Below are 12,400 nucleotides of genomic sequence, written 5' to 3'. Positions count from 1 at the left end.
GCCGCGCGTCAGGCGCGCGGCGGCGTGGGCGGCCAGGGCAGCCGGCGGAACTCGGCGCGCAGCGCGGCGAGCGAGGCCGATGGGCCGGACGCGGCGGGCGCGTAGCGCTGGGCTTCGAGCTTCAGCAGCCAGTCGCGCACGGCCTGCGCGGCGGGCCCGAAGCGGGCGTCGGCGGCCTGGGCCATCTGACGCGGCGGCGCGGTCTCGGGCAGCGGCAGGCCGGCCTTGGCCAGGCGCGCGCGGGCCCGGCCCAGCAGGCGCAGCCACGGGTCGTGCCGGCTGCGCTCCCACAGCGTCCAGCCGGCGCCGGCCAGGCTCGCGGCCACCAGCAGGTACAGCAGCACGTAGCCCAGGTCTTCCAGGCTCGGGGCGTTGAAGCCGAGGGTCTTGAGCAGGTCGAGCTGGCGGCTCTGCGTGTAGTTGAGCACCCACTGGTTCCAGCCGTTGTTCACGGCCTCCCAGGCGGCGCGCAGGTTCTGCACCAGCGTCGGGCTCATGACGCCGATGGCGCCGGCCAGCAGGCCGGGCTGCGGCGTGAGGCGCTGGAACTGCCCGATGCGCCCCGGCGCGACCGAGCCGGTCGGGTCGACGCGCACCCAGCCCGCGCCCTCTTGCCACACCTCGGCCCAGGCGTGGGCGTCGCTCTGGCGCACCACCCAGTAGTTGTCGACGTTGTTGAGCTCGCCGCCCTGGTAGCCGGTGACGATGCGCGCCGGGATCTGCAGGTTGCGCATCAGCACCACGAAGGCCGAGGCGATGTGCTCGCAGAAGCCTTCCTTGCGATCGAACCAGAACTCGTCGGCGGTCTCGTTGCCGTACACGCCGGGCTCCAGCGTGTAGGTGTAGCCGCCGGTGCGCAGGCGCTGCAGCGCGGCCTGCACGAAGGCCTGTGCATCGGCGCCGGCCAGCGTGGGGTCGGCGCGCATCTGGGCGGCGAGTGCGGCGGTGCGTGGGTTGCTGCCGGGCGGCAGCACCAGGTAGGGCTGGAGCCGGCCACCGGTGCGCACGATCGGGCCGCTCTGGAACTGTGGATGGCTCTCGGCGCGGTAGCGCACGAGGTCCATGATCGGCCGGTTCACGAACCACTGCAGGTCGGGTGTGCCGGTGACCTCGTAGCCGGGCACCTCGGGCGCACGTGGCGCGGCGTCGAGCGTGAGCAGCCACGGGCGCTGGCTGGCCTCGAGCGTGACCTCGTAGCGCACCGGCTCGCCGCGCGTGCGCAGGTTCGACACCGACTGCCCGCTGCGCGCCCAGGTCGGCAGTGCCGTCCATTCGCGGCCGTCGAACTGCGCCAGCACGGGGCCGCGGAAATACAGCTGGCTCTGCGGCGGCGCGCGGTTGCCGTCGAACTTGATGCGCGCGGCGATGCTGTCGTCGAGCGCCAGTTCGGCGATGGTGCCGACCCGCATCGTGTTCGACAGGCCGCTGCGCCCGGCCATGGCGTCGCTGGGGGTGCCCCACAGTGGCGCGAAGCGCGGGAACAGCAGGAACAGCGCGAGCATCACGGGCGTGCCCGCCAGCGCCATCCAGCCGGCCATGCGCGCGGCCTGCATCAGCGGCGGCCGGCCCACCGGCATGTGGGCGTTGACCAGCGCCGTCAGCAGGCCCAGCAGCGCCAGCAGCATGGTGAAGGCGGTGAGCAGCGACTGCGAATAGAAGAAGTTCGTGAGCATCGCGAAGAAGCCCAGGAAGAAGACCACGAAGGCGTCGCGCCGCGCGCGCAGCTCCAGCGTCTTGAGCGCCAGCAGGCACACGACCAGCGTGACGCCCGCGTCGCGGCCCAGCAGCGTGCGGTGGGTGGCGTAGGTGCCGGCCAGCGCCAGCGCCAGCAGCGCGATGCGCCACCACTTGCTGGGCAGCGGGCGCGCCTGCACCGCCAGCGAGGCGCGCCACAGCAGCACCATGGCGGTGATGGCCGAGCACCACCAGGGCAGCTCGTTCACCTGCGGCAGCAGGATGAGGCCGATGACGCACAGCAGGAACAGCGTGTCCCGTGCGTCCCTCGGCAGCGCGGTGAGTTCGCGTACAACCCGGTTCATGCGGCGACCCCGTTCATGCGCACAGCGCCAGCGCCTCGAGGCAGGCGCGCCGGTGCGCCTCGCCCTGCGACGGTTTCACCGTGCGGCCGGCGACGCGCACGCCATAGTCCACGCCCAGCCGGTCGGCCATCAGCACCCAGGCGCACAGGCGCGACAGGCGGGCCTCGATGTCAGGCAGCGCGGCGGCGTGCGCGTCGAGCCAGAGTTCTTCGCGCTGCGTGTGCTGCGTGTCGCGGCTCACGAGGTCTTCGGAGCCGTTGGCTTGCGCGCGGGCGGCCTTCTTCCAGACCACGAGCTTGAGCGGATCGCCGCGCCGGTAGGCCCGCACGCCGTCGTACTCGCCGGCGTTCTGCGCCCGCATCGCGGCCGACGCGGCGGCTGGGCCGGACAGGGGTTCGCCCGGCGGCAGCGGTGGCGGATGGGCTTCGGGCGTCGGGTACACGAGCAGCTGCGCGGCCGGGCGCCAGACCGTCCAGACGCGGAAGGTGCCGAGCGGAAAGCGCGTCTCGGCGGTCAGCGGCGGCACCGGGTGCAGGCCGCGCCGCTCGGGCTGGAAGGCGATCTCCACCGTGGCCGTGCCTTCGGCGGGCACGTCGGTCCAGGCCCACTGGCCGCTGCCGCGCACCGCCATGCCGATGCCGTAGCGCACGCTGCGCCGTTCGTTGTGCAGCACCACGCGCAGCACCGCCGCGGCGCCCGCGAACTGCGCCTCGGGCGGCACCATGCGCAGCGCCAGCCCGCGCAGCGTGGCGTGGCACACATGCATGCCCACCGCGACGCTGCCGGCCAGCAGGAAGGTCAGCAGGTAGCCCAGGTTGAGCTGGTAGTTGATCGACGCGACCAGCAGCACCAGCAGCGTGGCCGCCAGCGTCCAGCCGGCGCGCGTGGGCACGATGTAGACGTTGCGCTGGGTGAGCTCGAGCGTGTCCGACGGGGCCCGGCGCGAGAGGAACCAGCCGTCGATGCGCGAGCGCAGGACGCCGACAGGGTTCACGGCAGCGGCACCTCGGCGATCATGGCGCGCACCTGTTCGACGGCGCCGCGACCGGCATCGCCCACGGGCGTGAGGCGGTGCGCGATGGTCTGCGGCAGCACGGCCTGCACGTCGTCGGGCGCCACGTAGTTCCGGTTGGCCAGCAGCGCCTGCGCCTTGGCGGCGCGCAGCACGGCGATGCCCGCGCGCGGCGACAGGCCCTGCAGGAACCAGCGGCCCGAGCGGGTCGCGGCGATCAGGTCCTGCAGGTAGTTCAGCAGCGGCTCGGCCGCATGCACCTGCTGCACGCGCTGCTGCAGCGCGGTGAGTTCGCCGGCGGTCAGCAGGGCGGGCAGGCCGGCGAGCATCTCGCGGCGGTCGGCACCGGCCAGCAGCTGGCGCTCGGCCGCGCGGTCGGGGTAGCCCAGCGAGATGCGCATCAGGAAGCGGTCGAGCTGCGACTCGGGCAGCGCGAAGGTGCCGAGCTGGTCCTGCGGGTTCTGCGTGGCGATCACGAAGAAGGGCGAGGGCAGGGGGCGGGTCTCGCCCTCGACCGTGACCTGCTTTTCTTCCATCGCCTCGAGCAGCGCGCTCTGGGTCTTGGGGCTGGCGCGGTTGATCTCGTCGGCCAGCAGCACCTGCGCGAAGATCGGCCCGGGGTGGAACACGAAGGCCTGCTGGCCCCGGTCGTAGATCGCCACGCCCGACAGGTCGCCCGGCATCAGGTCGGCCGTGAATTGCACGCGCGAGAACTGCAGGCCGAAGGTGTGCGAGAGCGCATGGGCCAGGGTGGTCTTGCCGACCCCCGGCACGTCCTCGATCAGCAGGTGCCCGCCTGCCAGCAGACAGGCCACGCAGTCGCGCACCTGGGCCTCTTTGCCAACAATCACCGTGTTAAGCTGACTCAGCAAAGTGGCTAGCTTCGCAGCAACGTCCATATTTGTATCCATATGCAAACGATACCGTAAGACCTTGCGGCCCCATGCTGCGTGAGGTCTAGACGCGACGACACGAGACACGGCGAGAGATGGGCAAGACAGGCTACTTCACGCATCGCGACTTCTGGAAGCACGACATGGGCAACGGGCATCCCGAATGCCCCGAGCGGCTGGATGCCATCGAAGACCGGCTGCTGTTGACCGGCGTCGGCGACGCGCTGGCGCGGGGCGAGGTGCCCCTGGCCACGCTGGAACAGATCACCCGGGCCCACAGCCACGCGCATGTCGAACACCTCGAGGAGTTGCAGCAGCGCCTCGTGGCCGACGCGCCCGCCGGCGGCCCCGACCATGCGCAGGTCGACCCCGATACCGTGCTGACCCGCTTCACCCTGCTGGCCGCGCGCCGCGCCGCGGGCGCCGCCGTGGCGGCCACCGATGCCGTGATGGCCGGCGAAGTCGAGAACGCTTTCTGCCCCGTGCGCCCGCCGGGCCACCATGCCTGCCGCGAGCAGGCCATGGGCTTCTGCTTCTTCAACAACGTGGCCATTGCCGCGCGGCACGCGCTCGAGGTGCATGGCCTGGACCGCGTGGCCATCGTCGATTTCGACGTGCACCACGGCAACGGCACCGAGAACATTTTGTCGAACGACCCGCGCGTGCTGATGGTCGGGTTCTTCCAGCACCCGTTCTATCCGTACAGCGGCACCGAGCACCCGGCGTCGAACATGCTGAATCTGCCCATTCCGGCCTACACCAAGGGCATGGACGTGCGCGAGTTGGTCGAGGCGATCTGGATGCCCCGGCTCGAGGCCTTCAAGCCGCAGATGGTGTTCATCAGCGCCGGTTTCGACGCCCACCGCGAGGACGAGCTGGGCCAGCTCGGCCTCAACGAAAACGACTTCGCCTGGATCACTGGCCGCGTGCGCGATGTCGCCAAGCGCCATGCGCGCGGGCGCATCGTCTCGCTGCTCGAGGGCGGCTACCACCTGGACGCCCTGGCGCGCAGCGTGGAAGCGCACATCCGCGTGCTGGCGGACCTGTAACCCGGTTGGCGCCCGCGGGGCGTCCTGTTTCTTTCACCGATGAATTTCAATTTCGACGACTTCCTCCAGCGCCTGCGACAGGTCGACGCGCATGGCCTGGGCATCGAACTCACCGTGCTCGTGACCTGCGTGGCCATGGCATGGGCGGTGTGCAAATGGTTCGGGCGCGACCAGCCCAAGGATTCGATCTGGTTCGGCGAGCGCACCTTCGACGGCCTGCTGTTCCCGCTGCTCGCGCTGGTGCTCACCGGCATTGCGCGTCGCCTGGCGCTCGACCTGCTGCCCGTGGTGCTGGTGCTGCGCATCGCCGTGCCGGTGTTCCTGTCGCTGGCGGTCATCCGGCTGTTCGCGCGGGTGCTGCGGGCCGTGTTCCCCACCTCGAGCCTGGTGCGGCTGATCGAGCGCACCATCTCTTGGCTGGCCTGGATCGCCGCCGTGCTGTGGATCGTCGGGCTGCTGCCGCCGGTGCTGGCCGAACTGGACGACATCACGCTGGCCTTCGGCAAGACCCGCGTGAGCCTGCAGACCATCATCCAGGGCGCGCTGTCCGCCGGGCTGGTGCTGATGATCGCGCTGTGGATCGCCAGCACCATCGAAAAACGCATCCTGCGCGAGGCCGTGAGCGACCTGTCGATGCGCAAGGTGGCGTCGAACGCGGTGCGCGCCTTCCTGCTGCTGATCGGCCTCTTGTTCGCGCTGTCGGCGGTGGGGGTCGACCTCACGGCGCTGTCGGTGCTGGGCGGCGCGCTCGGCGTGGGCCTGGGCTTCGGCCTGCAGAAGCTGGCGGCCAACTACGTGAGCGGCTTCGTGATCCTGCTGGAGCGCTCGATCCGCATCGGCGACAACGTGAAGGTCGACACCTTCGAAGGCCGCATCACCGACATCAAGACGCGCTACACGCTCATTCGCGCGGGCAACGGGCGCGAGGCCATCGTGCCGAACGAATCGCTCATCACCGGCCGGGTCGAAAACCTGTCGCTGGCCGACCGCAAGTTCAACATCACGACCAACATCGTGGTCGGCTACGAGAGCGACGTGGCGCAGGTGCAGGGCATCCTGTGCGACGCCGCCAAGGCCCAGCCGCGCGTCATGACCGACCCGGCGCCCATCGCCTACCTCGTCACCTTCGCGCCCGACGGCCTGGAGTTCAGCCTGAACTTCTGGGTCGCCGACCCTGACAAGGGCAAGGACAACGTGCGCTCGGCCATCAACATCGCCATCCTCGAAGGGCTGCGCGCCGCCCGCATTGACATTCCCTATCCGCAGCGGGTGCTGCGAGTGGAATCTTTGCCGGCGGGAATGGCCGCAGCGCCTCCCGCTGTTTTATAATCACGGAAAAGCACGATCGTTCTTTTTTATGGCCCTCGAGGCCGACAAGAAGAATGGAGAGGCAGCCAAGGCCGGCGTCCTAAAATGGCCGGCTGCTCTCGAAGCCCCCCTTTTTGCAATCCAATGGAGTCAAGTCAATGAAGGTTCTTGTGCCTGTCAAACGGGTCGTCGATTACAACGTGAAGGTGCGCGTCAAGAGCGACGGCACCGGGGTGGACATTGCCAACGTCAAGATGAGCATGAACCCCTTCGACGAGATCGCTGTCGAAGAGGCGGTTCGGCTGAAGGAAAAGGGCATCGTGACCGAAGTCATCGCCGTCTCCTGCGGCGATGCCAAGTGCCAGGAAACCCTGCGCACCGCGATGGCCATCGGCGCAGATCGGGGCATCCTGGTCGAGACCGCTGAAGAACTGCAACCGCTGGCCGTGGCCAAGCTGCTCAAGGCACTGGTCGACAAGGAACAGCCCCAGCTGATCATCCTGGGCAAGCAAGCCATCGATGACGACGCCAACCAGACCGGCCAGATGCTGGCTGCCTTGGCTGATCTGCCGCAAGCCACCTTCGCCTCGAAGGTCGACCTGGCATCCGACAAGGTCACCGTGGCCCGCGAAGTCGACGGCGGCATGGAAACCCTCACGCTCACGCTGCCCGCGGTCATCACGACCGACCTGCGCCTGAACGAGCCGCGCTATGTGACGCTGCCTAACATCATGAAGGCCAAGAAGAAGCAGCTGGACACCTTCAAGCCCGAAGACCTGGGCGTGGACGTGAAGCCCCGCCTGAAGACCCTCAAGGTCAGCGAGCCCCCGAAGCGTGGCGCCGGCATCAAGGTGCCCGACGTTGCCACCCTGGTGGACAAGCTCAAGAACGAAGCCAAAGTGATCTGAGGAAGAAACGAACATGACCGCACTCGTCATTGCCGAACACGACCACGCCAGCATCAAGCCGGCCACCCTCAACACCGTGACTGCAGCCCTGGCTTGCGGTGGCGACGTCCACGTCCTCGTGGCCGGTGCCAACGCAGCAGAAGCCGCCAAGGCCGCCGCGCAGATCGCCGGCGTGTCCAAGGTGATCGCTGCCGACAGCGCCAGCCTGGCCGAGAACCTCGCCGAAAACGTTGCCGCCCAAGTGCTGGCGATCGCCGGCAACTACAGCCACATCCTGTTCCCCTCGACCGCCAACGGCAAGAACGTCGCTCCGCGCGTGGCCGCCAAGCTCGATGTGGCTCAGATCAGCGACATCACCAAGGTCGACAGCCCGGATACGTTCGAGCGCCCGATCTACGCCGGCAACGCCATCGCCACCGTGCAAAGCACCGACGCCACCAAGGTGATCACCGTGCGCACGACCGGCTTCGACGCCGCAGCCGCCACCGGTGGCAGCGCAGCGATCGAAACCGCTGAAGGCGTCGCCGACAGCGGCAAGAGCGCCTTCGTGGGCCGTGAAGTCACCAAGAGCGACCGCCCCGAACTGACCGCTGCCAAGATCATCGTCTCGGGTGGCCGCGCTCTCGGCAGCGCCGAGAAGTTCAATGAAGTGATGACGCCGCTGGCCGACAAGCTCAACGCCGGCCTGGGCGCCAGCCGCGCAGCCGTCGACGCAGGCTACGCCCCCAACGACTGGCAAGTGGGCCAGACCGGCAAGATCGTCGCGCCGCAGCTGTACATCGCCGCGGGCATCTCGGGCGCGATCCAGCACTTGGCCGGCATGAAGGACTCGAAGGTCATCGTCGCGATCAACAAGGACGAAGAGGCTCCGATCTTCTCGGTGGCCGACTACGGCCTCGTGGCCGACCTGTTCACGGCCGTGCCGGAACTCGTGAAGGCGCTCTGATCGCTTCAACGCATTGAGCCAGAAGGCATCGTTCGCGATGCCTTTTTTACATCTGCCGCTCCCACCGCGGCCCCTGGAGAGAAGACATGAGCTACACCGCCCCCCTCAAGGACATGCTGTTCGACATCGAACACCTGGCCAACATCGGCGAGATCGCCAAGCTGCCCGGCTTCGAAGACGCCGGCCTCGAAACCGCACAGGCCGTGCTCGAAGAGTGCGCGCGCTTCAACCAGGACGTGGTGGCGCCGCTGAACGTCGAAGGCGACCGCAACCCCTCGTCGTTCAAGGACGGCGAAGTCACCACCAGCAAGGGCTTCAAGGACGCCTTCGCGCAGTACGTGTCGGGCGGCTGGCAGGGCCTGCAGCATCCGGCGGACTTTGGCGGCCAGGGCCTGCCCAAGACCATCGGCGCGGCCTGCGGCGAAATGCTCAACTCGGCCAACATGAGCTTCGCGCTGTGCCCGCTCCTGAGCGACGGCGCCATCGAGGCGCTGCTCACCGCCGGCTCCGACGAGCTCAAGGCCGTGTACCTCGAGAAGCTCGTGAGCGGCCAGTGGACCGGCACGATGAACCTCACCGAGCCGCAGGCCGGCAGCGACCTGGCCATGGTGCGCAGCCGCGCCGAGCCGCAGCCCGACGGCACCTACAAGGTGTTCGGCACCAAGATCTTCATCACCTATGGTGAGCACGACATGGCCGAGAACATCGTGCACCTCGTGCTGGCCCGCGTGAGCGGCGCGCCCGAAGGCGTGAAGGGCATCAGCCTGTTCGTGGTGCCGAAGTTCATGGTCAACGCCGACGGTTCGCTCGGTGCGCGCAACGACGTGCACTGCGTGAGCATCGAGCACAAGATGGGCATCAAGGCTTCGCCCACCGCCGTGCTGCAGTACGGCGACCACGGCGGCGCCGTCGGCTACCTCGTGGGCCAGGAAAACCGTGGCCTCGAGTACATGTTCATCATGATGAACTCGGCCCGCTACGCCGTGGGCATGCAGGGCATCGCGATCGCCGAGCGTGCCTACCAGCACGCCGTGGCCTACGCCAAGGACCGCGTGCAGAGCCGCCCGGTCGATGGCTCCATCAACGCCAGCGCGCCCATCATTCACCACCCGGACGTGAAGCGCATGCTGATGACGATGCGCGCCTACACCGAAGGCTGCCGCGCGATGGCCTCTGTGGCCGCCGCCGCGTATGACGCCGCGCACCACCATCCCGATGCCGACGCGCGCAAGCAGAACCAGGCCTTCTACGAATTCATGGTGCCGCTCGTGAAGGGCTACAGCACCGAGATGAGCCTCGAAGTGACCTCGCTGGGCGTGCAGGTACACGGCGGCATGGGCTTCATCGAAGAGACGGGCGCGGCGCAGTACTACCGCGACGCGAAGATCCTCACGATCTACGAAGGCACCACCGCGATCCAGGCCAATGACCTCGTGGGCCGCAAGACCGCACGCGACGGCGGCCAGACCGCCAAGGCGATCGCCGCGCAGATCGAGAAGACCGAGGCCGAGCTCGCCAAGAGCGACAGCGCTGCAGCCGCAGCCGTTCTCAAGCGCCTGACCGCCGCGCGCCTCGCGTTCATCGACGTGGTCGACTTCGTCGCCGGCCAGACCAAGGCCTCGCCCAACGCCGTGTTCTCGGGCAGCGTGCCGTACCTGATGCTCGCGGGCAACCTCGTGGCCGGCTGGCAGCTCGCGCGCTCGCTGATCGTGGCGCAGGACCAGGCCTCGCACAACGTCGACGTTGCCTTCATGCAGGCCAAGATCGCAACCGCGCGCTTCTACGCCGAGCACATCCTGAACAAGGTGCCGGGCATCCGCGACAGCATCGTGGAAGGCGCCGAGAGCGTCACGGCGCTGGCGCTCGAAGCGTTCTGACGCACCTGCTGCTGTCGCCCATCTGACGGGCGGCAGCGGCCCCTTGCTCTTATAAAACCGAACCCCTTCCCGGAGACGACATGTCCAAGCTGCCTTCTGTTCTCGCGAACCTGCCGCTGCCGATCATCGGCTCGCCGCTGTTCATCATCAGCAACCCCAAGCTCGTGATCGCGCAATGCAAGGCCGGCGTGGTCGGCTCGATGCCGGCGCTCAACGCCCGCCCGGCCGCCCAGCTCGAAGAGTGGCTGATCGAGATCACCGAGGAGCTGGCGGCCTACAACAAGGCCAACCCGGACAAGCCCGCCGCGCCCTTCGCCATCAACCAGATCGTGCACAAGAGCAACGACCGCCTGGAGCACGACATGGAGATGGTCGTGAAGTACAAGGTGCCGATCGTGATCACCTCGCTGGGCGCGCGCACCGACGTGAACGACGCGGTGCACAGCTACGGCGGCGTGACCTTGCACGACATCATCAACAACAAGTTCGCGCAGAAGGCGATCGAGAAGGGCGCCGACGGCATCATCGCCGTGGCGGCCGGGGCCGGCGGCCACGCGGGCGTGAAGAGCCCGTTCGCGCTGGTGCAGGAAATCCGTCAGTGGTTCGACGGCCCGATCGCGCTGTCGGGCTCCATCGCCTCCGGCGGCGCGGTGCTCGCGGCGCAGGCCATGGGCGCCGACTTCGCCTACATCGGCACGGCCTTCATCGCGACCGAAGAGGCGCGCGCGAGCGAGGAGTACAAGCAGGCCATCGTGGACGGCAACTCGGACGACATCGTCTATTCGAGCCTGTTCACCGGCGTGCACGGCAACTACCTGGCACCCAGCATCGTCAAGGCCGGCATGGACCCGGCCAACCTGCCCGAAGGCGACGTGACGACCATGAACTTCGGCGGCGGCGAAGGCAGCAAGGCCAAGGCCTGGAAAGACATCTGGGGCTCGGGCCAGGGCATCGGAGCGATCACCGAAGTGGCGAGCGCGGGCGCCTTCATCGAGAAGCTCAAGCGCGAGTACCAGGAAGCACGACAGCGATTGGCACTTTGAACGGTTCGCACGCACCGGCATCGACCTCCGCTGCGAGCGGTGGCGGCGGGGCCGTGCCTGCGCGGCAGGGGCGCATGCCGCTGCTCGACGTGGTCAAGGGCCTGGCCTGTGCGCTGATCGTCGGGCACCACCTCGCGCGCTACGGCCCGATGCCGGCCGGCGCGCAGGTGCTGGCGCCCGATTTCTTCGGCTGGCTGGCGAACGACGGCCGGCTCGCGGTGCAGGTCTTTCTCGTGATCGCCGGCTTCCTGGCCACGGCGAGCCTGGCGCCCGACGGCGTGCTGCGCGTGGACCGGCCGCTCTCGCGGATCTTCCAGCGCTATGGCCGGCTCGTCATGCCGTACCTGGCGGCGCTCACGGTCTGCGTGCTGGTGGCCGAGGTGGCGCGGCCATGGCTGGGTGAAGAGGTGGTGCCGGCCGAGCCGAGCCTCGGTCAGCTGCTGGCGCACGGCCTGCTGCTGCAGGACCTGCTGAACTACGAGTCGCTGTCGACCGGCGTCTGGTATGTGGCGATCGACTTCCAGCTCTTCGCGCTGGCGCTCGCACTGGTCGGGCTGCCCGCCGTGCTGCGACAACCCACTTCGGCCGCGCGCTGGGCGCCGGTGGCGCTGGTGTTCATCGTGGCCGTGGCGTCGCTCGCGCTGTTCAACCGGCAGGCGCGGCTGGACGAAACGGCGTTCTATTTCTTCGGTGCCTACGGGCTCGGCATGCTGGCCTTCTGGGTCGGCCGCGCCACGCGCACCAGCACCTGGTGCAGCGCCGTCGCGCTGCTGGCGCTGGTGGGGGCGGGTGCGCTCGCCATCGACTGGCGCAGCCGCATCGCCATCGCGCTGGTGACCGCGCTGCTGATCGCGGTGGCGCAGCGCCGGCAGTGGCTGTCGCCCGCCCACTGGCCCGCGGCGGCCGTGCCGCTGCAGCAGCTGGGGCGCATTTCGTATTCGCTGTTCCTGATCCATTTCCCGGTGCTGCTCGCCGTGAACGCGCTGGTGGCGGGCCTGGGGCCGCACGGGCCATGGGTCGACCTGCTGGGCATGGTCGCGACCTTCGGCCTGTCGGTGGGCGCGGCGGTGCTGCTGTACCGCGGGGTCGAAGCCCGGCCGGCGTCGCTGCGCAGCGTCTGCACACTTTTTGCCGCATTGCTCGTCAGCGGCCTCATCGTGTCGTACTGAAGCGCGCCGCACCCGCTGCGGTGCGGCCCTTTTTCTTCCCATTCCTTTGCAAATCTGTTGCCTTCGGGCTTCAGAGCGGGCAGTCTGCGCGAACTGCCCCTGTTGTGTATGATTGTGAATCTTTCAGTAAATACTGAAAATACACAAACTCAAGGA

Annotated in this window: 10 protein-coding genes; 7 read left to right on the top strand and 3 right to left on the bottom strand. The window is 68.5% G+C overall.

The window, feature by feature from the left end:
• Positions 1 to 8 precede the first annotated feature (8 nt).
• The 3 genes from VHAB30_RS14265 to VHAB30_RS14255 are packed head-to-tail and all read right to left on the bottom strand — an operon-like array spanning position 9 to position 3,950.
• Positions 9 to 2,039: a transglutaminase family protein gene (locus VHAB30_RS14265; RefSeq protein ID WP_159277456.1), complete on the bottom strand. Its 2,031-nt coding sequence runs from the start codon at positions 2,037 to 2,039 to the stop codon at positions 9 to 11.
• A 13-nt stretch (positions 2,040 to 2,052) separates the two neighbouring features.
• Entirely contained in the window at positions 2,053 to 3,033 is a 981-nt protein-coding gene (locus tag VHAB30_RS14260; RefSeq protein ID WP_159277455.1) for a DUF58 domain-containing protein, read from the bottom strand.
• Positions 3,030 to 3,950: an AAA family ATPase gene (locus VHAB30_RS14255; protein WP_159277454.1), complete on the bottom strand. Its 921-nt coding sequence runs from the start codon at positions 3,948 to 3,950 to the stop codon at positions 3,030 to 3,032. The genes VHAB30_RS14260 and VHAB30_RS14255 overlap by 4 nt, the downstream gene beginning before the upstream one ends.
• 89 nt (positions 3,951 to 4,039) lie before the next feature.
• On the opposite strand from VHAB30_RS14255, the gene VHAB30_RS14250 reads away from it, so the two are divergent.
• The 7 genes from VHAB30_RS14250 to VHAB30_RS14220 all read left to right on the top strand — a co-directional run bounded on the left by VHAB30_RS14250 (position 4,040) and on the right by VHAB30_RS14220 (position 12,244).
• Positions 4,040 to 4,993 carry a histone deacetylase family protein gene (locus VHAB30_RS14250; protein ID WP_056583365.1) on the top strand — a complete coding sequence of 318 codons (954 nt, stop codon included), beginning with the start codon at positions 4,040 to 4,042 and terminating at the stop codon, positions 4,991 to 4,993.
• Positions 4,994 to 5,032: 39 nt separating this feature from the next.
• Positions 5,033 to 6,322 carry a mechanosensitive ion channel family protein gene (locus tag VHAB30_RS14245; protein ID WP_159277453.1) on the top strand — a complete coding sequence of 430 codons (1,290 nt, stop codon included), beginning with the start codon at positions 5,033 to 5,035 and terminating at the stop codon, positions 6,320 to 6,322.
• Between the two features lie 137 nt (positions 6,323 to 6,459).
• Positions 6,460 to 7,209 (top strand): electron transfer flavoprotein subunit beta/FixA family protein, encoded by a 750-nt coding sequence (locus VHAB30_RS14240; RefSeq protein WP_159277452.1) that lies wholly within the window; start codon positions 6,460 to 6,462, stop codon positions 7,207 to 7,209.
• Between the two features lie 13 nt (positions 7,210 to 7,222).
• On the top strand, positions 7,223 to 8,155 hold the full coding sequence (locus VHAB30_RS14235) for an electron transfer flavoprotein subunit alpha/FixB family protein (RefSeq protein WP_159277451.1): 933 nt from the start codon (positions 7,223 to 7,225) through the stop codon (positions 8,153 to 8,155).
• An 86-nt stretch (positions 8,156 to 8,241) separates the two neighbouring features.
• Positions 8,242 to 10,032 (top strand): acyl-CoA dehydrogenase, encoded by a 1,791-nt coding sequence (locus VHAB30_RS14230; protein WP_070059450.1) that lies wholly within the window; start codon positions 8,242 to 8,244, stop codon positions 10,030 to 10,032.
• An 80-nt stretch (positions 10,033 to 10,112) separates the two neighbouring features.
• Positions 10,113 to 11,075 (top strand): NAD(P)H-dependent flavin oxidoreductase, encoded by a 963-nt coding sequence (locus tag VHAB30_RS14225; RefSeq protein ID WP_062482679.1) that lies wholly within the window; start codon positions 10,113 to 10,115, stop codon positions 11,073 to 11,075.
• Between the two features lie 74 nt (positions 11,076 to 11,149).
• The gene (locus VHAB30_RS14220; RefSeq protein ID WP_062482677.1) at positions 11,150 to 12,244 is read left to right on the top strand and encodes an acyltransferase family protein; all 1,095 of its coding nucleotides are present in this window, start codon (positions 11,150 to 11,152) and stop codon (positions 12,242 to 12,244) included.
• Positions 12,245 to 12,400: the final 156 nt, after the last annotated feature.

It is taken from the genome of Variovorax boronicumulans, assembly GCF_009811375.1.
In the GTDB taxonomy this organism is placed as follows: Bacteria; Pseudomonadota; Gammaproteobacteria; order Burkholderiales; family Burkholderiaceae_C; genus Variovorax; species Variovorax boronicumulans.
Note: the sequence above shows the minus strand (reverse complement) of the source record. Positions and strands in the feature narration are given on the sequence as shown.

Coding starts and splice junctions, on each gene's coding strand:
- VHAB30_RS14245 (WP_159277453.1), top strand. CDS start 5,033: ATGAATTTCAATTTCGACGACTTCCTCCAGCGCCTGCGACAGGTCGAC.
- VHAB30_RS14250 (WP_056583365.1), top strand. CDS start 4,040: ATGGGCAAGACAGGCTACTTCACGCATCGCGACTTCTGGAAGCACGAC.
- VHAB30_RS14225 (WP_062482679.1), top strand. CDS start 10,113: ATGTCCAAGCTGCCTTCTGTTCTCGCGAACCTGCCGCTGCCGATCATC.
- VHAB30_RS14220 (WP_062482677.1), top strand. CDS start 11,150: ATGCCGCTGCTCGACGTGGTCAAGGGCCTGGCCTGTGCGCTGATCGTC.
- VHAB30_RS14240 (WP_159277452.1), top strand. CDS start 6,460: ATGAAGGTTCTTGTGCCTGTCAAACGGGTCGTCGATTACAACGTGAAG.
- VHAB30_RS14235 (WP_159277451.1), top strand. CDS start 7,223: ATGACCGCACTCGTCATTGCCGAACACGACCACGCCAGCATCAAGCCG.
- VHAB30_RS14265 (WP_159277456.1), bottom strand. CDS start 2,039: ATGAACCGGGTTGTACGCGAACTCACCGCGCTGCCGAGGGACGCACGG.
- VHAB30_RS14230 (WP_070059450.1), top strand. CDS start 8,242: ATGAGCTACACCGCCCCCCTCAAGGACATGCTGTTCGACATCGAACAC.
- VHAB30_RS14255 (WP_159277454.1), bottom strand. CDS start 3,950: ATGGACGTTGCTGCGAAGCTAGCCACTTTGCTGAGTCAGCTTAACACG.